Annotated in this window: 22 protein-coding genes; 5 read left to right on the top strand and 17 right to left on the bottom strand. The window is 49.1% G+C overall.

Annotation, left to right across the window (positions count from 1 at the left end):
* Positions 1 to 117 precede the first annotated feature (117 nt).
* The 5 genes from ypeB to HH215_RS03780 form a co-directional block, all read right to left on the bottom strand.
* Complete coding sequence (gene ypeB, locus HH215_RS03800; RefSeq protein WP_169278693.1) at positions 118 to 1,473, bottom strand: germination protein YpeB; 1,356 nt, start codon at positions 1,471 to 1,473, stop codon at positions 118 to 120.
* A 108-nt stretch (positions 1,474 to 1,581) separates the two neighbouring features.
* Positions 1,582 to 1,740, bottom strand: coding sequence for a hypothetical protein (locus HH215_RS03795; protein WP_169278692.1), 159 nt, complete (start codon positions 1,738 to 1,740; stop codon positions 1,582 to 1,584).
* Between the two features lie 52 nt (positions 1,741 to 1,792).
* Positions 1,793 to 2,488: a glutamic-type intramembrane protease PrsW gene (prsW, locus tag HH215_RS03790; RefSeq protein ID WP_169284208.1), complete on the bottom strand. Its 696-nt coding sequence runs from the start codon at positions 2,486 to 2,488 to the stop codon at positions 1,793 to 1,795.
* A gap of 252 nt (positions 2,489 to 2,740) precedes the next feature.
* Positions 2,741 to 3,340 carry a genetic competence negative regulator gene (locus HH215_RS03785; RefSeq protein WP_169278691.1) on the bottom strand — a complete coding sequence of 200 codons (600 nt, stop codon included), beginning with the start codon at positions 3,338 to 3,340 and terminating at the stop codon, positions 2,741 to 2,743.
* A 192-nt stretch (positions 3,341 to 3,532) separates the two neighbouring features.
* A complete protein-coding gene (locus tag HH215_RS03780) occupies positions 3,533 to 3,886 on the bottom strand; it encodes a hypothetical protein (RefSeq protein ID WP_169278690.1) in 354 nt (117 codons plus the stop codon).
* A gap of 186 nt (positions 3,887 to 4,072) precedes the next feature.
* Here HH215_RS03780 and HH215_RS03775 point away from each other — a divergent pair, with 186 nt between their 5' ends.
* A complete protein-coding gene (locus HH215_RS03775) occupies positions 4,073 to 4,951 on the top strand; it encodes a polysaccharide deacetylase family protein (RefSeq protein WP_169278689.1) in 879 nt (292 codons plus the stop codon).
* A 16-nt stretch (positions 4,952 to 4,967) separates the two neighbouring features.
* On the opposite strand, the gene HH215_RS03770 is transcribed toward HH215_RS03775, so the two are convergent.
* Positions 4,968 to 5,267, bottom strand: coding sequence for a hypothetical protein (locus tag HH215_RS03770; RefSeq protein WP_169278688.1), 300 nt, complete (start codon positions 5,265 to 5,267; stop codon positions 4,968 to 4,970).
* The gene (locus HH215_RS03765; protein ID WP_169278687.1) at positions 5,264 to 5,860 is read right to left on the bottom strand and encodes a CPBP family intramembrane glutamic endopeptidase; all 597 of its coding nucleotides are present in this window, start codon (positions 5,858 to 5,860) and stop codon (positions 5,264 to 5,266) included. Before HH215_RS03765 ends, HH215_RS03770 begins: the two co-directional genes overlap by 4 nt.
* 99 nt (positions 5,861 to 5,959) lie before the next feature.
* Here HH215_RS03765 and HH215_RS03760 point away from each other — a divergent pair, with 99 nt between their 5' ends.
* A complete protein-coding gene (locus HH215_RS03760; protein ID WP_169278686.1) occupies positions 5,960 to 6,880 on the top strand; it encodes a hypothetical protein in 921 nt (306 codons plus the stop codon).
* A gap of 225 nt (positions 6,881 to 7,105) precedes the next feature.
* Complete coding sequence (gene serA / locus HH215_RS03755; RefSeq protein WP_169278685.1) at positions 7,106 to 8,698, top strand: phosphoglycerate dehydrogenase; 1,593 nt, start codon at positions 7,106 to 7,108, stop codon at positions 8,696 to 8,698.
* Positions 8,699 to 8,776: 78 nt separating this feature from the next.
* On the opposite strand, the gene HH215_RS03750 is transcribed toward serA, so the two are convergent.
* The 7 genes from HH215_RS03750 to HH215_RS03720 all read right to left on the bottom strand — a co-directional run bounded on the left by HH215_RS03750 (position 8,777) and on the right by HH215_RS03720 (position 16,775).
* Entirely contained in the window at positions 8,777 to 10,006 is a 1,230-nt protein-coding gene (locus HH215_RS03750; protein ID WP_169278684.1) for an MFS transporter, read from the bottom strand.
* A gap of 14 nt (positions 10,007 to 10,020) precedes the next feature.
* Positions 10,021 to 11,472: a HAMP domain-containing sensor histidine kinase gene (locus HH215_RS03745; protein ID WP_169278683.1), complete on the bottom strand. Its 1,452-nt coding sequence runs from the start codon at positions 11,470 to 11,472 to the stop codon at positions 10,021 to 10,023.
* Positions 11,473 to 11,475: 3 nt separating this feature from the next.
* Positions 11,476 to 12,192, bottom strand: coding sequence for a response regulator transcription factor (locus HH215_RS03740; protein ID WP_169278682.1), 717 nt, complete (start codon positions 12,190 to 12,192; stop codon positions 11,476 to 11,478).
* Between the two features lie 42 nt (positions 12,193 to 12,234).
* Complete coding sequence (ccsA, locus tag HH215_RS03735) at positions 12,235 to 13,497, bottom strand: cytochrome c biogenesis protein CcsA (protein WP_169278681.1); 1,263 nt, start codon at positions 13,495 to 13,497, stop codon at positions 12,235 to 12,237.
* Positions 13,494 to 15,203 (bottom strand): cytochrome c biogenesis protein ResB, encoded by a 1,710-nt coding sequence (resB, locus tag HH215_RS03730; RefSeq protein ID WP_169278680.1) that lies wholly within the window; start codon positions 15,201 to 15,203, stop codon positions 13,494 to 13,496. Before resB ends, ccsA begins: the two co-directional genes overlap by 4 nt.
* Positions 15,204 to 15,228: 25 nt before the next feature.
* Positions 15,229 to 15,756, bottom strand: a complete 528-nt coding sequence (locus tag HH215_RS03725) for a redoxin domain-containing protein (RefSeq protein WP_169278679.1) — start codon at positions 15,754 to 15,756, stop codon at positions 15,229 to 15,231.
* Between the two features lie 320 nt (positions 15,757 to 16,076).
* Positions 16,077 to 16,775: a hypothetical protein gene (locus HH215_RS03720; RefSeq protein ID WP_169278678.1), complete on the bottom strand. Its 699-nt coding sequence runs from the start codon at positions 16,773 to 16,775 to the stop codon at positions 16,077 to 16,079.
* A gap of 549 nt (positions 16,776 to 17,324) precedes the next feature.
* Between HH215_RS03720 and HH215_RS03715 the strand changes: the two genes are divergently transcribed.
* Positions 17,325 to 17,477: a hypothetical protein gene (locus HH215_RS03715; RefSeq protein WP_169278677.1), complete on the top strand. Its 153-nt coding sequence runs from the start codon at positions 17,325 to 17,327 to the stop codon at positions 17,475 to 17,477.
* Between the two features lie 23 nt (positions 17,478 to 17,500).
* Positions 17,501 to 17,650, top strand: a complete 150-nt coding sequence (locus HH215_RS03710; RefSeq protein ID WP_169278676.1) for a hypothetical protein — start codon at positions 17,501 to 17,503, stop codon at positions 17,648 to 17,650.
* Between the two features lie 74 nt (positions 17,651 to 17,724).
* Here HH215_RS03710 and HH215_RS03705 read toward each other — a convergent pair whose 3' ends face one another.
* The 3 genes from HH215_RS03705 to HH215_RS03695 are packed head-to-tail and all read right to left on the bottom strand — an operon-like array spanning position 17,725 to position 19,739.
* Positions 17,725 to 18,495 (bottom strand): pseudouridine synthase, encoded by a 771-nt coding sequence (locus HH215_RS03705; protein WP_169278675.1) that lies wholly within the window; start codon positions 18,493 to 18,495, stop codon positions 17,725 to 17,727.
* A 21-nt stretch (positions 18,496 to 18,516) separates the two neighbouring features.
* Complete coding sequence (locus tag HH215_RS03700; RefSeq protein WP_169278674.1) at positions 18,517 to 19,056, bottom strand: spore maturation protein; 540 nt, start codon at positions 19,054 to 19,056, stop codon at positions 18,517 to 18,519.
* A 5-nt stretch (positions 19,057 to 19,061) separates the two neighbouring features.
* Positions 19,062 to 19,739 (bottom strand): nucleoside recognition domain-containing protein, encoded by a 678-nt coding sequence (locus tag HH215_RS03695; protein ID WP_169278673.1) that lies wholly within the window; start codon positions 19,737 to 19,739, stop codon positions 19,062 to 19,064.
* Positions 19,740 to 19,742 lie beyond the last annotated feature (3 nt).

The following is a 19,742-nucleotide window of genomic DNA, read 5'->3' as shown; positions in this document are numbered from 1 at the left end:
CTCTCGTTACGCTTTATTATAGCATGCGAAGGTATTTAGGGGAATGAACGGATCATACAAAAGAGGCCGTCCCTTGACCTTATCAGATCATTCGGGACAGCCTCCGCGGCTACTCGTTTACTTGGCTATCGCTTTGGCGGATTCGGGGATTTCCTCGATATTTTCCTCTAATCCCGTCTCCGCGCTCATGAAGATCCTGTATCTGTGATCGTTGACTCTGCCTACAAACTCATGGCACAGAATCGTCTCGCGCATATCGTTCTCGATAACGGCCAAAGAATAATCCTCCACGCGGAATTCCGGGTTCAACCCTTTCTGCGCTTGTTCCTTCGATATCTTCGCTTTCCCCGGAGTGAGCAGCTTCTTCGCAAAAACGTGATCGGAAGCTTGCAGGCCTACGCCTTCTCCGTTATCGAGAGCTACCCTGACCGTCACTTTGTCCGGATAGATCTTAACGCCGTCGATCGTTCGAACATAGGTGAATACGGCGACATGATCGTACTCGTCGTAAGTGATCGGCGTCATATCCTTATAATCGTGCCTGATCAGGAATTGGGAAGCTTTATTGCGGGCCGTATCGAAATCCAACTTACGGCTCTTTACCTCCCGCGGATTCATGAACCAGAGGAGATGGCCGCCCTTGCGCGTATAATCCAACTGGATATTGGCACCGCCCTGTCCCTTGACCGTTACGGTGTAAGCTTCCATATCCGACTTGCTGCCGTCCTCCGTAACCTTGGCATCCGCTCCTCTGGCTTGATGCCCTAGGAAATCCAATGCCTTCTTTTTAATCTCTTCCATCGTCATGTTTTTGCCGTCTAATCCGGCCGTTGACAGCTTACGGTCGGCAGACATAGCCGAAGGTCCCCAATCCGTCTCCGGATAGGCTCCCATTTGCTTGTCCATGGCCTTAAACCCATCGATGATCGTATTGTCGTTCGGGCTATTCTCGCTAGCCATGGCGACCTCGACATCCATCCAACGAAGATGATCGGAGATGACCGCATCTTGAACTTTACCAAGTTCGAGATTGACCGATTCGGCGGTTTTGTACAGCGACTTCATCGTCTTCAACTCTTCCGGCGTCAGCGGCTGTTTAGTAAGATCCCTCACCGCTGTGCGATAGGCGAAGCTTGATATGCGAGTCAAGAACTCCTCCGCTTTGTTAAACGGGAGCATCGCCAGAGGAAGCTGATTAATCTCGTTCTGCGCTTGGCTGGTTAATCTCCAGACGTTCACCAGTCCTTTGCGTTGCATCCCTTGCGAAGCCGACGATACGGCTAGCGTTTGCCCGAGTTGATCGTGCAGTCGGCCCATATGGTGACTCAAATCATGAAAAGCGCGTTGATACTGATTCTCCGCTTTAATGAGAACCGAGTTTTTCTCCTGATGCTCCTGATATCCCCAAACAATAGCGCCGATAAAGAGCAATGTTGCAATCGGGAACAGGATGGAACTTAAACGAGCATACATGAAACGCCAACCCCTTTCATTCCCAAACGGTATGCCGTTATTGTGGGAAGAAGGTTCCAACTTTATTCGCCCAACGGCATAACGAAAAGAAGAGGAAGCTTCATCTCTTCAGATGAGCGCTTCCTCTTCGATTTCGAAATCTACGGCATTGCTGCACAAGCATTGTTTAAACCCGGTGTCGACGCGTCCTCTTTCCTTGCGTCCCCGCAAAATAAACTTTTCGTTGCACCGATTGCACCTTATCGTAACTTTATGACGCTGAGACAACGGATTGTTCCCCCTCTACCGGATATTCCCACACCCAGTATGGACGGATCGATCACGATTTAATCTCTTCTTCCCTCTTTAAGAACCGGAACGGAGATACGGCATTGGCGCTGTTCACCTTTCGCATTCCGCCGAACCACAATAAGAACATAAACGGAACGACAAGCCAGATCCAAGTCGAAGGAACGGTTAACATCAAGAAATCATATACGCCATGCCATACTGTCGGCAAGAGGAAAGCAAGCCACAGATGGAATCTTACGTCCTTGCCTACGGAGAACTTCGCTTTCCCGAGCGAGTATCCCATGAATACTCCGAACAATGCATGTCCCGAAACCGGCAGAAGCGCCCTCATCATGAGCGTACCGAACGTTGCGGGTTCCAGGAAAGCATACAATACGTTCTCCAATGTAGCGAACCCCAGCGATACGGCAACGGCATAAACGATTCCGTCATACGGTTCGTCGAACTCCGTATGATTGTATATGATGTGATACAGAACGAACCATTTGAAAAATTCCTCTACGCCCGCGGAAATAATAAACGAAAACGTAAATGGAGATTCACCCCACCAAATCATCAAGCTGCGCTGCACGATCATGATCGGCAGAACGATCAACATCCCGGTCAGGAACATCTTGAGTACCATCGATACCGGTTCCGTGTCATAGCGATCTTTCCAATAAAAATACGCCAGCAAAGCAACTCCGGGCGCGATCGCCGCCGCCAGAATCGATACGAGTAGCATCATCCGTTCCCTCCTCTCCGCTTATACCATTATAACAGCAAATCGCGGCGGATAAGAAAAGAACATTTGGTGAAATAGGGATTTTCTTTAAAACGCAAGCATAAACGGCTTTCGCCGTCCTTACGGAAGGCAAAAACCGTTTATGTCGGAGAACGATTCAGAGGAGCAATGCGTATTTTATGCTAATTGAACCATTCGACAAAGCCCCGGAGTCCGGGGCTTTGTCGATATTTGCTGAATCCGTTATCGGTTTCAGTTCGCGAAATTCTCCGCCAATACTTTGACGGCTTTCTCGCCGATAATGATTTTACCGTACTCTTCGAGTACGGCGGGGGTAATGGAGGTGGCTTCCCCATATTCCGCGAGCACGGCGATTAATGCGTGATAACCCGAGCTTTCCAGCCCTGCGGGATCAAAGCAAAGAACCCATTGGTTCTGATAACGGTACATTCTTCCTTCTTCCGTTAAATGACCGACTAACGTCTTCGCGGCACCGATGGCGTCTTCAATGTCCCTGAATCGATATATAATAGCTTCGCTCTGCTCGAGCGTAACTTCCAATTCATAAACTTCTTCTTCATCCTCGGTCGCGGAGTCCCCGTCCCTATCCAGTTTCCCTCTCGTGACGATGACGACCATTCCCTGAGCCGGCATGGCGAATACTTCTACCGCTAACGGGCCGGAAGCATCGAATCCGAGCTCGTTGTACGCTTGATCCATCATTTCGCTGAATAGCTCGTGAACCTTAGGAATTTCTCGCCACATGTCTTCCTTCTGGATCCCGCGCTCAGTCAAATCATCGAACGTGAGGAAAATCCGAATTTTGTCTTGGCTAAGCCGCTCCATCCTCATGACAGGATCCTCCTTCTGTGGGTGATAACAGCTTATGATTAAGCATATAATGCGTGAATGAAACTTTCTTGAAACCATGTTATCACTTCTCCCATCGAAATGCACTAGGGAAAACCCTCGAAAAACAAAAAAACGGCACCGTTCCAACCCCTTGGAGGGAGGACGATACCGCCTTCTTTACGCAAAATTCCCCTAAATTCGATGTTGTCCGTTCTCTTCCAGAATCGAGTTGATTTCATCGCTCGCTTCCGGATCTTGCGAGATCAGCTTCTGTACTTCGTCTAAACCTTCTCCATGCGATGAGGATTTTGACGAGGAGAACGAGGACGAGGCCGAATGACGATCTTTATCCGTTTCTCGCTTGAAGCTACTTGCGAATTTCATGTTGAATGCCTTCTCGATGGCATCGTCTTTCATGTCGTTCATTCGCTGCTTCATGTTATGCCCCACGGTTGATGCTATGGCAGACATCGTTTGATTGCGTTGAATCATCATGACGATGGCCGCACCCGCTAATCCACCCATTACGAAAGTCCCGATTTTCATTTTGCCACCTCCTTATTAACCTTATTGTGACCGGGTTCGGGCAGGACATGCTCCATCAAAATAAGGAAGCGCGTCAACTGTCGAAATAAGGGTAAATTATGTTACAATCCTTTTGAATGAGCATAAAAAGGTGCTGAAAACCTGACTTTTCGAACTTGTATTTAAAATAACGGAGGTTATCCCAACATGAATCGACGGCTTATCGTTTTCTGCTCGACCGTTTTATTAATTAGTCTTGTCGCTACCGGATGCGGAGGTAATAACTCCCCCATCGAATCGGCCTCATCTTCTACACCCCAGACGGAGACGGCTCCCGCAGCGCCTTCCGCTTCTGCGCCAATTCCAGAATCGCCATCGGCAAGTCCGTCCGCTTCCGAATCCGCGCAGCCATCCGCCACGCCGGAGCCGACCGAAATCGCCAAAACTTACAAAATGAACAAAAACTATTTCATCGTTCCCATCGACAAAGAGACGACCGAGAAAAAAGTCGTCCTTCTCACTTTCGATGACGGACCCAAAGATAAAGCAACGCTGGAGCCTCTATTGGATACGCTAGATAAGCATCAAGCCAAAGCCATATTTTTCGTGAACGGTTATCGTGTTAAAGCAAACCCGGAATTGCTGAAAACGATCGACGAACGCAATCAAGTGATCGGCAATCATTCGTGGGATCATATTTCGCTGAAGAAGGAAAAGGCTCCGAAAATCAAAGAACAAATCGAGAACGTACAAGCTATCGTCAAGGAAGTCACGGGAAAAACCCCCGTATTCTTCAGACCTCCGTTCGGTGCTTCCAACGATTACGTTCGCGAAGTAGCCAAGGATAACGGTTTGCTATTCATGACGTGGTCCAACGGTTCGCTCGATTGGGATATGAACAAAACCCCGGAAGCCAAAAGGCCCCAAGCCGTTATCGACAACGTAATGGAACAGCTGAATCCAGGCAGCAATATTCTTATGCATGAGCTGCCATGGACTGCCAAAGCCTTGGATGATCTGTTGACGCAGTTGGAGCAGAAGGGGTATACCTTCGTTGACCCTAACGCGATCGACACGGAGCTGTAAGTTAATAACGACTAAATCAATATTGTTGCGATTGACCCCACCAGAGCAAACCGACCACTAGTCCCGTGAACAAGATAACGAGTACCAAATAAAACCATTTCGATAGTTGTCTTCGCCTAACGGGATAGTGCACTTCAGAGCGAGGCGGCATCCCGATTTCCGGAATACCCGAGCTGGCGGCGGCTTCGGCAATAGCCGCTTCCAGCTCTTCTATTGTGTTCGGTCCATCGTTAGCCTTGGCCGGCGGGCCGAAAGCCGACTGTTTCGCCGCGACGTATTTACTCCATACCGATGAAGAATCGTCGTCTTCCTTCATTTCTCTTCCCTCCGAAAACGTATGATGCAGCCCATCACGAAATCCACTAAGAAATGCGCCAATATTGGCGCCCAGAGCGTCCCCGTCTGAATGTAAATCCAACCTAAACCGTAACTGATCGAGAAAACCAATCCCGTCGGAATCCAATGGCGCAAATAACGGACATGGATCGCGGCGAACAAAATACTCGTCCAATACGGCCCAATCGCATGTTGGATGGCCCCCCGGAATAACGTTTCCTCGCAAATCGCGACGAACAAGGAAATAACCGCGATATGCCAAACCGGCCTCTTGCCGAAAATCCTTTCGTTGACCCCCCCGTCATCCGCTGCTTCTTCTGGCACGAATCGGGAAATTCCAAGATCGAACAGCAACACAAGCAGCGCTAATCCGGCTCCCCACCAAATAAAATCATACGATATCGGAAATTTGAAAAAGTCAAGGGGGTTCCTACCCTGAAATAATACCCACACGATACCGATAATAAGAGTAAGCACCTGCGTTACATATAAATTGATTAATAACATCTTATCGTTCAACTGATCAACGGTTACTTTGCGAATTTTGATGTTGCGAATGTCGAATTTTCTCATGTTACCTCGAATGATGTGAATTTTGTATGTTCAAGTGCTATGTTTTTTCCTATACTAGGACTACTAACCAATCCCAAAGACCGTTTAAAGGAGCAACCGATGGAAAAGCGTCTGAATCGATCTGATCTCATGTTCTCACTAGCTTTCTTACTTATGCTTGTCATCGCGGTTGGCGCTTTTTTTTACGGCGTTAAAGTCGGCACGGATCGTACGGAAAGCAAGTACGCAACCGAAGAAGTTACCGAGGCCGTCGCCTCCCCGCAGCCGAACGCCTACCAGCAGCAAGATTTAGTTTCTTTCTATCATACCGTATTTTTGTCTTATCGTGAATTTCAAAACGATTGGTTCGCCGCCCAGAATAAATGGCTGGCCGATCCAACGGCCGACAGGGCGTCGTCCATGAAGGAATTAGCTAAATCCGCCCAGAAAAAGTACGATGCGATTAAAGTCGTAAACGTTGCGCCGATCTCTCCGCAGCTCAAAAATTCGCAAACGAGTTACTTAAAGAGCCTTAAGTTGTTCCAAGAAAGTTTCTCGGCGCTCGTAGGTACCGCTAACGAAGGTACTGCGGATACGGTTCTAGATAAGATCAATGCCGATTCCTTCTTCAAGGAAGGCCGGACCAACGCCTTGGAGGCGCAAAAAGAGTATTACAGCTCCATGCTTAAGTGGGCGGCTTCCATTAATTCCGATATCGACGGCGATTATGTCGGTCCCGAAGTCGTCTCGCTAACGGATTGGAAGAAGATGCCTCTAATCGTCAAAAACAAACTGGCGTCCGATTATCTGTACAAGCAAGCCAATCTGACCGATTACCTGCCTCACGACTTGACCGCCCGTATCGATCAATTCATCAGTTCCGGTCAAGCCGGCAAGCGGAAGATCAAAAGCTTCAATTCGATCGCCGAATTGCTTACGAGTACGGAAGCAGTACGAAACGGCGATTTTATCGGAATGAAAACCCGTTTCTACGAGAACGAGCAATTGCCACAGCTTCCATTCTTCTTCCAGGGAAAATGATCTCCTTGGAGGAAGTATCGGCTTCACCTCATTTTGTCTCACTTTCGCCATTGCAATGCCTATCCCGTTGCTATAAAATAGGATAGGCAATTGGAACCGTGCTCGTGCGTAAGGCGATACAGGAATAGAAGTGACCTTGCGGAGTCACCCTCTACGCACCGTTTGCCCGCTACATGCGGAGCTCGGGGTTGAGGGTGTTTTCTATATATTGAAGGAGGGTTCCACATGTTTAAAGTATTGGTATCGGATCCGATTAGCGATTTAGGGATTTCGCTCCTAGTCGAAGCATCCGACATTTCCATTGACAAGAAGACAGGGTTAAGCGAAGACGAGTTAGTCGCCATTATCGGCGAATACGATGCATTGCTCGTTCGCAGCCAAACCCGGGTTACGGAAAGAATCATGAGTGCCGGCAAGCAATTAAAAGTTATCGGAAGAGCAGGCGTCGGCGTCGATAACATCGACCTTGATGCCGCTACCAAACGCGGAATTATCGTTATTAATGCTCCGGATGGAAATACGATCACGACGTGCGAGCATACTTTCGCCATGATGATGGCCGTTGCGCGCCACATTCCTCAAGCATACTTAAAAACGGTCGGCGGAGTATGGGATCGCAAATCCTTCGTCGGCGTAGAGCTTCGCAACAAAGTGCTCGGAGTACTGGGCATGGGCCGTATCGGTAGCGAGGTTGCGGCTCGCGCCAAAGCGTTCGGCATGGACGTCCTTGGTTACGATCCGTTCTTAACCGAAGAACGCGCGGAGAAAATGGGCGTTCGCAAAGCTTCCGTCGAAGATATCATTGCCGAAGCCGATTTCATTACTGTCCATACGCCGCTAACTCCGGAAACTCGCCATATGATCGGCAAAGAGCAGTTCGCTCGCATAAAGAAAGGCGTTCGCATCGTAAACTGCGCGCGCGGCGGAATTATCGACGAGCTCGCGCTTGTCGAAGCCATCGACGCCGGCCAAGTTGCCGGAGCAGCGTTCGACGTATTCGAAGAAGAACCGCCTGCTGCGGATCATCCATTCTTATCGCATCCGAAGATCATCGTAACGCCTCACTTGGGCGCTTCCACGATCGAAGCCCAAGAGAACGTCGCTATCGACGTCTCGGAGCAATTGCTTCATATTCTTCGCAACGAGCCGTTCAAGAACGCGGTTAACATGCCTCCGGTAGCTGCCGAAGTTCTTGCGAAACTCGAGCCTTACTTCTCGCTCGGCAAGAAGCTCGGAAGCTTCGCCGCGCAGATTGCCGTCGGTCCCGTGAAGGAAATCGCGGTAACCTATGCCGGCGATTTGGCGGATGTCGACACGCAACCGTTAACTCGCCACATCGTGGACGGAGTTCTCTCCTTCCACCTCGGCTCCGATCAAGTAAACGTCGTTAACGCGATGCATCTTGCGAAGAACCGCGATGTTAACATCGTCGTCACGAAATCGCACGCTTCCAAAGGCTTCACTAACCAAGTGAGCGTAACGCTCCGCACGGACAAAGAAGAGCGTCTCGTAGCCGGAACTTTACTTAACGGCTTCGGACCGCGGATTACCCAAGTGGACAAATTCCCTGTAGACGTTGAGCCTCAAGGTCATATTCTACTTATCTCGCATCATGACAAACCGGGTATCATCGGTCGCGTAGGTACGCTTCTGGGAACGAAGGATATCAATATCGCTACGATGCAGGTCGGACGTAAAATCGTCGGCGGCGAAGCGATCATGGTGCTGGGCGTTGATAAAGGCGTAACCAAGCAAGTGTTAGCGGAAGTGTCCGCTCTCGCGGACCTCAACAACGCTAAGGAAGTTCATTTGTACTAAAGAATAGATTCGCAAGTAAAGGGCCGACAGCTTGGTAGGAGTACCTACCGAACTGTCGGCCCTTTACTTGCGATAATCTTATACTTTATTTTTTACGAGCAATACGATCCCCAGTTGAGTGAATGCAGCCACCAGAATGACGATCGGCAGCATCGGCGAATTTACGTCGCTCGCGAATACGACTTGAAGCAGCATAGATGCGACGCGGCCCGTATTCAGAAAAAACTCCCGAATGACCACGGATTCGATCCGGAACATCCCTCTCAGCGGTAAACCGTCCATGATTCTATAATAGTAGGAAGTCAACGTGTTAATAATCAAAGGAGCCATTAAAGAGTAAATCGACATGAATAGAATTACCGTCCACAGTTGAATATCGAACAGGAGAAAGCTTGCGCCGCCAATGATTAATAGCGAGGACACGAACAAGTCGCGTCGGATATTGCTTTGCCCTTTTCTGCGAGAGATGTAGAACCCGGTCAAGATCGTTAGCAAGGCGAAGAGCACGGCCAAATAACCGACGCGATCCTCCCTGCCAACCGCTTGAAACATCAAGATATTCGGCAGGAACAACATAAGCCCCTGAAATAAGCCGAGAACGAGAAATCCGAGCAACGATAGAACCCACAGCCGGTTTTTCTTCATCATCTGACCCGAATATTTCAAATAGTACGTTCGGTGGTGAGATTCGATTCTCTTGATCCGCAGGCTGAAAAAAGAAGCAACCGCGAACAGTAAGGATGCGGCCGAGAACGTTAGCAAATACCCTCGTAGCCCTTCGAATAGGCTGATCAGGAAACCCGATAACGCGGGTCCCGCCAATCCGGCCGAGTTGAACACGATCATGTTAATGCCCAAATACCTGGACCGGTTTTTTGCCTCCGTCACGTCGTACATCAAAACGAGGTATCCCGTCCAATACAAACCGAGCGCGAATCCGTTAAAGGCGGCAAACCAAGGGTAGTACGTAACGACCTTCTCTTGAGCGAAAATAACGACAAGAAAAAAGACCGTGATCAACGCAATGCCTAAGCGATACGTGACCATTCGATCTTTCTTCTTCGCAATCCAACCGCCGATCGCGAATGCGAACGGCGTCATGCCATATACGATGATATTGAATACCGCGTTAATGACCAAATCTTCGGTAAGGCGCCATAAGTATAAGTTCAAGAACAACCCCGACATCGAAGCCCCGAATTGAAAACAACCATGAATGAATAACGCAACCCGGGCTTCCGTCGACAACGGATGTTCGGACACGGCTTTCGTTCGATGACGGAACGTCCAATTCAATCGAAAATTCATACCGATTCCTCTTCTTAACGCAGGGATGCACTGCTACTTTTCTTGCGTGGAGCCGCAACGGGCAACGTGATCGTAAAGGTCGTTCCTTCTCCCGGCGCGCTGACCGCGCTTATCGTGCCTCCGTGAGCGGTGATCAGGTTCTTGACGATGGCAAGCCCAAGTCCAGTGCCGCCGGTCGTCTCTCTCTTACGGGCTTTGTCCGCCTTGTAAAACCGTTCGAAGATATACGGTAAATCTTCATGCGGGATGCCTTGGCCTTCGTCCATCACTTTGAGTTCCAGCCAGTCGCCCTTCGCTTTCTCGATCCGCGATGCGCATATGGTGATGGATGCTCCGGAAGGCGTATGCCGAAGCGCATTGTCCATCAGATTCGTCAGCACCTGTTCCAGCCTATCCGCATCTGCCGCCTCCAAGATCAACGACGGATCATCATCGGATTTGGTCAGAGAAATTTGGCGTTCCTTCGCCAATGCTGCGAATTTGCGATAGACGCGCGACAGTAATCCGTTAACGTCTACCGGTTGGAAATTCATCTCGAGATATCCGGCTTCCATCCTCGCCAAATCCAATAAATCCTTGACAAGCCTCCCCATTCTGAGCGACTCGTCATGGATCACCTGCACGAGTTCTCTGCGTTCCTCGGGAGTAGCCGCGATATCGTCCATCAACGCTTCGCTGTACCCTTGGACCATCGAGAGCGGCGTTCGGATCTCATGCGACACGTTCGCGACGAAGTCCTTGCGCATTTTGTCCACGCGGAACTCCTCGGTTACGTCCCGCAACACGGCAACGGCTCCTCTGACCGAATCCGTCGAAGCGAGCGGAGTCATCACGACCGACCACACCCCGCTCTTGACGTGAACTTTAACGGTCAATTCCTTGCCCCGCGTAATAACGTTGCGGAATGTTTCCCGTAAAGGCCCCGGTACGTTGGCATCCCGTTCGGGCACATCTTCGTCGGACCAATCCACCGAACCCCAATCTTCCAACAAATATTGCCCTTGAGGATTCGTGAGAATAACCTCGCCTTCCGCATCGAACGAAATAACGGAGTCCGTCATACTCCTGAGAACGCTGCTCAAGTGATCTCGTTCGTGCTGAAGATCGCGAATGAGCGTATGAAGCTCCGAGGCCATCTGGTTAAACGTGTTTGCCAATTCCCCGATCTCATCCGATGAACGGATCGCGACTCGGGTCGTATAATCGCCTTGAGCGACCCGGTTCGCCGCATCCTTCATTTCCCTTAACGGCTGGGTAATCTTCGTCAGGAGGAAAAAGGCGAAAAAGGTCGTCAGCAGAAATCCAACGATCCCCGCATAACTGAACAATCGCTTGATCTCAGCCGGATCGGTAAACGTTAAATCGATATATTCCAGCAAAAACAATCCCAAAGTAATGATGACGACCGCGACTAAGCCGATGATCGTCAGCCACATCTTGCCGACGACCGTTCTCCAGATCGCCATAATTTACTTCGCTGCCTCCAGCTTGTAGCCTACGCCCCAAACCGTCGTAATCATCGAAGCCGCTTCGGCCGAGACACGGTTTAACTTCTCGCGAAGCCGCTTCACGTGGGTATCAACCGTACGTAAATCCCCGAAGAAGTCGTAATTCCATACGTCTTTCAGCAGTTCTTCGCGAGAGAAAACTTTGTCCGGCGTGCTGGCCAAATAATGCAGAAGCTCGTATTCCTTCGGAGTCAAGTTCACCTCTTGACCGCTGGCGGTAACGCGATGGGCATCATGCTCGATGACCAAGTATGGAAATACGATATTGTTGCTCGTATTGAGCTCCTTGGATAAGAAAGCCGTTGCCGACGAACGGCGCAAGATCGCTTTGATCCGGAAAATCACTTCCCGCGGACTGAACGGCTTAACGACATAGTCGTCGGCGCCGACTTCGAAGCCTTGCACGCGGTTGACCTCTTCGCCCTTAGCCGTAAGCATCAATACGGGAGTGGCCTTCTGCTGGCGCAAACGGGCGCATACCTCGATGCCGTCGATTCCCGGTAACATGAGATCGAGGACGATTAGATCGAAGTCTTCCTCTTGGGCTTTCCGCAGCGCGGTTTCCCCGTCTTCCGCCTCATCGATCACATAACCTTCCTTCTCCAAATACATACGGAGCAAACGGCGAATTCTTTCCTCGTCATCTACGACCAATATCCGATTTCCTGTGTTATTCATGCTTACGCACTCCTCTCGGCTCTTACCCTTAATTATGCCACATTAAACTCCGGCATAAGAATGCAATCCGGCGATCACGAGATTTACTCCGACCAAAGTAAACATTACGACTAAAAAGCCGATGACCGCCAACCAAGCCGAACGGGTTCCCTGCCAACCTTTCGACAATCGGAGATGTAAATAGGCGCTGTAAAAGAGGAAAGTAACGAGAGCCCATACTTCTTTCGGATCCCATCCCCAAAATCTGGACCAGGCGATTTCCGCCCAGATCATCGCGAAGATGAGCGCTCCTAACGTAAAGATCGGGAAACCGATCGCAATCGCGCGGTAGCTGATTTCTTCCAGATCGTCCGGATCGATATCGGACAGATGAGGATGAATGACCGCGGTCAGTTTCTTGCGAGCAATCAATCTTAGTATACCGTAAAGGACTAATCCTGCGATTACGGACCAAATCACGGTATTCAGCTTACGTCCCGCGTTCACACCGTTAAGCCAGGACGGGGATTCGAATAGCGGTTCGCTCATCCCAATGAACGATTGAAAGGAGATCGTATCGCTATTGTAAGGCGCCACGATAGGCGGAAGACTGTATATGACTTCTTTGACCTCGGAATTCGCAATCCCGTTCTCGTCGATCGTAACGGTCTCTTGGCTGAACTTGGATTCATAGCCCGCTCCGCGGAATCCGAACACGGCAACGAGGAACCCGACGAGCACGATGATGACGAAGAGGGAGAACTCCGTCCAGAATTGGGCGCGTCTGCCCGCTTTGTCCGTGCGAGTGAAGTCGACCACGCGGATCAACTGCATCAAAGCAGCCGCGAATCCGACCGCGAAGAAAGCTTCCCCCGTAGCGGCTGTCGTCACGTGGATTTTCAACCAATAGTTATTCAGGGCCGGGATAAGCGGCTGTACTTCGGAAGGGAAAACGGATGCATAAGCGATAATAATAATGACCAGGGGAATCGCGAACGCGCCCAAAATCATATTACGGTAAATCAGATGTACGATAATGAAAGCAAACATGATCGCCATTCCGAGGAAGGTCATGAATTCGTACATATTACTCGTCGGAATGTGTCCGCCGCCGTACCAACGCGTAAAGAAGAACGTAAGATGCGCTACCCAACCGACTACAGCTGCCCCGAACCCTATTTTGCCCCAACGATTCGTATGATCCTCGGGCTTGCGGTTACTCCAGCGCTTGCCTGCTACGGCGATTGCGAAACAAATAAATGAAGCGCAATATAAGTAAAATGCGACAATAAATGCATCACTGCTGAAATCTAGCCACCACTTCAACGTTCATTCCTCCTGTTATCTAACGACTTGGGAGATACCTCGATGCCCGTTCGCCCCAAAGCCCATGCAACGTCAACCCTTAAGCCGAAGCTGTTCTTATTCGTGTGTCCGCCCAACGATAGCTTACCATCGTCAATCCGAAGCCAGATACGCCTGTGTTGCCAGTAGAAGCCCATAATAAGGCCGATCATCGAGATCCCGGCACCCACCCAGATATATGGCATAGCCTTGTCCATCCGGATGTTCAGATAAGTCGTATATTCGGAATACTTGATATTGTTCATTTTACCATCGACGATCGGGTTTTCCACCTTAATAGAGAAAATTCCCGTACTATCTCCCCGCTGCTGGAAGCTTTCGTTAAGAAGTTTCTCGTAATATTTGCTTTTCTCGCTCGGCATCGGGAAATAAATATAGATTTCGCCTTGCGGTTGAACATTCGGGCCTTGGATTCTGAACACGAAAGCAGGATTGTTCGGCTCCCGCGTCTTCGTCATCGGTCGACTCTGTTCGTCTAGGCTGAAGTCCGGATAATAATCGTTAAGCTTTAACGTGTACTCCCCGATTTTATACTCCTCCGCCGGATTGTCCATCAAGAGATCGAACGAACCGATTGGCTTGCCTGTTGTAGTATTCAATAAAGAAGGATGTACGGATATGAACCGGACGCGTTCCTGGAAGCTATTCTGGTACAATTTCAAGCCATCGTAGGAAAGCGCGCTATTCACGCGAATACCGTGCTGCTTGACCTCTTTCAGAACCGGTTCCTTGATCGGATCATCGCATGATTCCGTGCATTCGTACAGTCGGGCTTTCGTCTCGTATAGCTTAACGACCTTCGTGCCTTTCTGATTGTTCGCAAGCTCTTCCTCAGGGTAATAATCCACGGTGAACTTATCGTTCTTCACGTAATAGTTCGTTCCGGGAATCTGTCTCGTCTCTCCTTCATAGAGAGCAAGATATTGATCCATGTGCCATGCGGGAATACCGCGCCCCAAGACGGCCAACAGGAAAATAATAAGTCCGATATGGTTGATGTAAGGACCCCAGCGGCTAAATCTGTTTTTCTCCGCGAGCAACGCTCCGTCTTGTTGCCACACGCGATAGTGTTTCTTCTTAAGCTGCTTACCGAAATCGGTAATCCAAGCTTCCTGGTCTCCCGGCAGCGCTGCCGAATAGACGACCTGTTGGCGAGTAATAAACTGAAGATGCTTGCGGATCTGCTGCTTGGATAATGCGCGATAAAGCGGGAGCACCCGGTCGAGACTGCAGACGACGAGCGATGTCCCGATCATGACGAGCAGCGTAACGAACCACCAGGATTCATAAGTTCTCGATAACCCTAGAGCATGGTAGATGACGCCGATCGTACCGTGCTGTTCTTTGTAATACGCTGCGAACTCGGAATTCTCCGTTAAATTGATCAATGTACTCTCTTGTTGAAAAATCGTCCCGAGAGCCGCTCCGATCAGCGTGATTACGATCAAATAAACCGCGATTTTGACGGATGAGAAAAAGTTCCAAATCCGGTCAACGATATGAGGGTTCGCTTTTTGCGATCTCCTTGCTACCCCGTCGTATCTCATTTCTAGCGGTACGTTCTGGTCGATAAGTAAATCTTCAACGAGAGGTTTACCGCACGACTCGCACAATACCGTCCCTATAGGGTTCTGATGTCCGCATTCGCACTTGGTGTTCTGAAACAACTGTGAAGCCCCCTTAACGTTCCGTTCACGACTTCATCAGCCGCTCCACTCGCACTTCTATCTCGTCCTCGGTTAATAAGCCGCCGATGATGACTTCTTGAATCTTCCCGCTTCTGGCAATGAAGAAAGTCGTCGGATACTGCTTAAGGCCGTATGCCTTCTCCGTCTTCTTGTCCTTGTCCATCAGGATCGGGAAGGTGACTCCCACTTGTCGAATGAAGCTTTCCGCGGTTAATCGGTCCTCGCTTAAGTTGATTCCGATAAGCTCCAGTCCTTGGCTGTTCCATTTCTCGTATTGCTTCTGAAGGGCTGGCATTTCATTTCTGCAAGGCGGGCAAAATGTGCCCCAGAAATTCACGATAAGAGGCTTCCCCTCGTAGTCCTTCCATTCATGAACCTTGTTGTCCAATCCGGCTAGACGGAAGTCAGGGGGCTTATCGCCTTTCTTAAGCACGACACTTTTCGAGAACAACGAATTGCCGATCGCGAATCCTCCGACAAGGAGCACGACGGCCAATATTATGTATTGTATTGGTTTTCGGTAACGTCCCATTCGAGTCTTCTCACCACCTGTATCCGATATTCTCATTGTAGCGATTCGATTGTCTAGTATCAATCGACACTCACTCTTTAGTATAAGCTGATTTCACGGGAATTCATCTGGTTTGTTTGTCTAATTTAGTACAATGCAATCCATTATCGGTTAGTGTGAATTAGTGTGGTTTGTCGATTTATTGTAGGTAAAAAATGAAAATAAAAAAATGCCGCATGCTGTCTATAGAACAGTGCGGCATTTTTGATATTATTCATTTTGATTCACTTGAAAAATACGAAAATCAGATTCTTTCCAGACTTACGACTTTCGCGACCGACTCAATCGGGTTTAATCTTTCTCAGTTTGATTGAAGACAGGACATCATCGTTCAATGCTGCAGGCAAATCAGAGTTAGAACCTAACCAAAAGTCACCATAGCGCTCCATGATCAGCACGTCCCCGCACCGGTAAAAGGTATGAGTAGGTCCTTCTTCTTTGGGACTAATATAGTACCCATTTAACCACACTGCTTCAATCGACTTATCAAACAACATCTGTATATGGTCTACTTTTCCTTCTATCAGATAAAGATGTTTGCAGCCAAAAACAACCTCCTGTAAACAAAAACTTTTCAGAAAATGATATAAAGAGTCATTTACAATGGTATATCCCTCTGCATTGTCATCCCAAAGCAAGTGCTCGTCACAGTAGACAGGGGAATCGTTGTTGCCTGCCTCCACTTGGCAAGTCCAGTTTGCTTGATTTTCTTCAAGAAACGTGACCTTATCCTGATCCTTCTTCAGTCGCTCCACCGAATAAAGACAATCCTGCTGTTGAAATATCTCTGGTGAGTTCTCGAGGTGATCGTCCGAACCATCTTTCCAGCGTCCTGCAAACGCATATAATTCATACAACGCCTTTGGCAGATACGCTGGAATCTCGTCCACTGGCACACCGTAGGAACTGTCATACCTTCCGTACCAGTTGATTAGAAAATCCTTCAGATCGTCTAGTTGATCTGTATCTTTCAGCAGCATTATAATTCCTCCTGTCTAACTTTTCATTACACAACCGAACGCAAAAAGTAGTACTTTCAAAAAGTTAACGTTTTGGAGATAGAAAATGTTTCAAATTCTAGCCCGTTTATTGCGCTATTCTGCCTGTTAGCTTAACGCCCGCCACCAGTCTACAACTTTATTTTCCGGTCTAATACTTTATTTTCTCGGAACAACATCATCATGCCGCACTATTCAATTTTCAATGATCAGAGATTGCTTCGCATAATGTGTCTATTGTTCACTTGTTCACTAGTTCACTAGTTCGCTTGTAGGTTTAGTGTGTCTCCCATTTATCCCGGGTTATCTTTTATGACTTTTCACCTGTTCCGATGTGTTTGATATTCTGGTGTAACTTTTAACATGATGGGCAGAACTTTTTTTGGATTAGTAAGTTATTAGCTTTTCCGTTTATTTAATAGTGTTAATTGGTGTTAAATTGCATCCCGTCGTGTTCGCATCGTTATGTACGAATAAAAAATGATCCTTTAGCGAATGATTATTGGAAAATCCTTAGGAGGAGCCACGCTAATGACTGAAAACAATCAGTTCCTCGATCCGCCTATAGCTCCGCAGAACCGAAGCGACGAGCCTGAGCAATCAAATCTTGAAGAAGAAAATTTCGAAGAAAACGAAATATTTGACCATCAGAATGAAGGGTATAGATCCATCTGCCGAGAATAACCATCGAACAAGGAGGCGTCACCATGAGTGAAGAAAAACATCATGAACCAACGATCGCTCCAAGTATCGATACTCATAACTCCTTAGAAACTGAAGCGAGCGACAAAGAAAAAGAGAACGGCGATACAACAGAAGTCACGCGCCTTTACCTTGATCGAACTCCAGAGGATTAAACTCAAAAAAACACCGGAGTCAAGGGCAAGAGCCCGGCCTCCGGTGTTTCACATTGCGCGAATCAATACTGGCGCTAGTCTTCGCTAGTTTCGGTTGCTTCCGACCCCGGAGCGACGGCGACTCCCGCTACCGACTCGAGAAGCTTGCTGATTTCAGCAGGGGTTAATCTGCGGTTTTTGCCGCGTTGCAGATTTCCTAAAGTTAAACCGCCGAAAGAAATTCTTTTCAGTCGGGTAACCGGATGGTTAATCGCGTCGAACATCCGGCGAACTTGGCGATTGCGACCCTCGTGGATCGTAATCGTGATCGTTGCGAACTTCTTCTCCGGATCGATATCGTGATATTCGACCTCCGCAGGCGCCGTTATCCCATCCTCGAGCTTAATGCCCTTCTGCAATTTCTCCAAAGCGTTCCCATGGGGAACTCTCTCTACGGTTGCATGATAGGTCTTAGGCACATGATGACTCGGATGGGTTAACTTATGGGCAAGATCTCCGTCGTTCGTCATAAGCAATAGTCCTTCGGAATCGTAATCCAATCTTCCGACCGGATACAACCGTTCCTTGATCTCTTTCAAATAATCGGTTACGACGCTTCTGCCTTGGGGGTCGGATACGCTAGTGATTACCCCTTTAGGTTTGTTGAACATGATATAAACCTTGGCTTCCTTTTTGATCGCTTTACCGGAAACCGTAATGGCATCCTTAGTTGGATCGGCCTTTACTCCAAGCTCGGTTACAACCTCGCCGTTAACCGTCACTTTACCGGCCGTTATGAGTTCTTCGCATTTCCGTCTTGAAGCAACCCCGGCATTGGCGAGAACCTTCTGTAATCTTTCTTCCACGGTCTTTCACCTCACCCACCATCATACCAATCCGAACAGCAACCAGCAAGCGGCAACGGCGGCGAAAAACCCGATGAAGTCCGAAAAGAGTCCTACTTTTAAGGCGTAACGGGAATTTCGGATACCTATCGCTCCGAAGTAAACGGTCAAAACGTACAGCGTCGTGTCCGTGCTCCCTTGAATCGTCGAAGCGATTCGGGCGACGAAGGAGTCCGGGCCCTGTTCTTTAATCAGATCGGTAACGAAAGCCAGCGAACCTGCGCCCGTTATCGGGCGTAGGAGCGCTAGCGGTAGCACATCTCCGGGGATACCGAAGCTTTCGAACAGCGGCCTTGCCAATCCGATAATCGCGTCCATCGCACCCGATGCGCGAAACATGCTGATCGCCGTCATCATGCCGACCAAATGAGGGATGATGCTAATCGCGGTCTGGAAACCGTCTTTAGCCCCATCGATAAAAGATTCGTACACAGGAACTTTCCGAAGCGAAGCGTACAAAGGAATGAATGCGATAAGCACGGGTATGGTCCATGTCGAGATAATCTGGATTAACGATATCAATTCTTTCAACCTCCCCCAATTGGAGCGGTCGGCTTACTTAACGAAACCGGATGAACGGCTCCCTCTCGATGAGGTAAGGTCGTCTTCGGCGTCATTGTTGGCGGAGTCTTATTTTTGCGACGATACCATCTGTCGGCTAATATCGCTGCCCCTGTAGATACCAGTGTAGCAAGCAGAGTCGGCGCTACGATTTCGGCCGGATGAACGGAACCGAAGTTCATCCGGATCGCGATGATCGTCGTCGGAACGAGGGTTATGCTTGCCGTATTCAAAGCTAGCAACGTACACATCGCCGGAGTAGCGACCGTCGGGTTCGGATTGATTTTCTGCAGTTCCTGCATCGCTTTGATCCCCATCGGAGTTGCTGCATTGCCTAACCCAAGCAGATTGGCGCTCATATTAGATAGAATGTAACCCATTGCGGGATGATCCGCGGGTACGTCGGGGAATAACTTCCTGACGACCGGGGCCATGAAGTTGGCTAACTTCCGAACGAGCCCGGCATCCTCCGCGATTCTCATAAGTCCCATCCAAAACACAAGAATGCTGATTAGACCTAGACAGACGGTGACACCCGTCTGAGCGCCGCCGAACGCCGCTTCCGCGACTTTTTCCATTTTCCCGTTAGCCGCTCCGAAAATGACGCTGACCACGATCATCCCCATCCAAATCCAATTCACCATCCC

The sequence above is a fragment of the Cohnella herbarum genome, from assembly GCF_012849095.1.
Taxonomy (GTDB): domain Bacteria; phylum Bacillota; class Bacilli; order Paenibacillales; family Paenibacillaceae; genus Cohnella; species Cohnella herbarum.
This window is presented reverse-complemented; position numbering and strand designations above follow the sequence as displayed.

Bases quoted from the DNA above. Each gene is read 5' to 3' on its own strand.
- HH215_RS03740 (WP_169278682.1), bottom strand. From the start codon at position 12,192: ATGAATAACACAGGAAATCGGATATTGGTCGTAGATGACGAGGAAAGA.
- serA (WP_169278685.1), top strand. From the start codon at position 7,106: ATGTTTAAAGTATTGGTATCGGATCCGATTAGCGATTTAGGGATTTCG.
- HH215_RS03775 (WP_169278689.1), top strand. From the start codon at position 4,073: ATGAATCGACGGCTTATCGTTTTCTGCTCGACCGTTTTATTAATTAGT.
- HH215_RS03715 (WP_169278677.1), top strand. From the start codon at position 17,325: ATGACTGAAAACAATCAGTTCCTCGATCCGCCTATAGCTCCGCAGAAC.
- HH215_RS03710 (WP_169278676.1), top strand. From the start codon at position 17,501: ATGAGTGAAGAAAAACATCATGAACCAACGATCGCTCCAAGTATCGAT.
- HH215_RS03720 (WP_169278678.1), bottom strand. From the start codon at position 16,775: ATGCTGCTGAAAGATACAGATCAACTAGACGATCTGAAGGATTTTCTA.
- HH215_RS03750 (WP_169278684.1), bottom strand. From the start codon at position 10,006: ATGAATTTTCGATTGAATTGGACGTTCCGTCATCGAACGAAAGCCGTG.
- HH215_RS03765 (WP_169278687.1), bottom strand. From the start codon at position 5,860: ATGAGAAAATTCGACATTCGCAACATCAAAATTCGCAAAGTAACCGTT.
- HH215_RS03780 (WP_169278690.1), bottom strand. From the start codon at position 3,886: ATGAAAATCGGGACTTTCGTAATGGGTGGATTAGCGGGTGCGGCCATC.
- prsW (WP_169284208.1), bottom strand. From the start codon at position 2,488: ATGCTACTCGTATCGATTCTGGCGGCGGCGATCGCGCCCGGAGTTGCT.
- ypeB (WP_169278693.1), bottom strand. From the start codon at position 1,473: ATGTATGCTCGTTTAAGTTCCATCCTGTTCCCGATTGCAACATTGCTC.
- HH215_RS03770 (WP_169278688.1), bottom strand. From the start codon at position 5,267: ATGAAGGAAGACGACGATTCTTCATCGGTATGGAGTAAATACGTCGCG.
- HH215_RS03695 (WP_169278673.1), bottom strand. From the start codon at position 19,739: ATGGTGAATTGGATTTGGATGGGGATGATCGTGGTCAGCGTCATTTTC.
- HH215_RS03785 (WP_169278691.1), bottom strand. From the start codon at position 3,340: ATGAGGATGGAGCGGCTTAGCCAAGACAAAATTCGGATTTTCCTCACG.
- HH215_RS03725 (WP_169278679.1), bottom strand. From the start codon at position 15,756: ATGGGACGTTACCGAAAACCAATACAATACATAATATTGGCCGTCGTG.
- HH215_RS03760 (WP_169278686.1), top strand. From the start codon at position 5,960: ATGGAAAAGCGTCTGAATCGATCTGATCTCATGTTCTCACTAGCTTTC.
- HH215_RS03745 (WP_169278683.1), bottom strand. From the start codon at position 11,472: ATGGCGATCTGGAGAACGGTCGTCGGCAAGATGTGGCTGACGATCATC.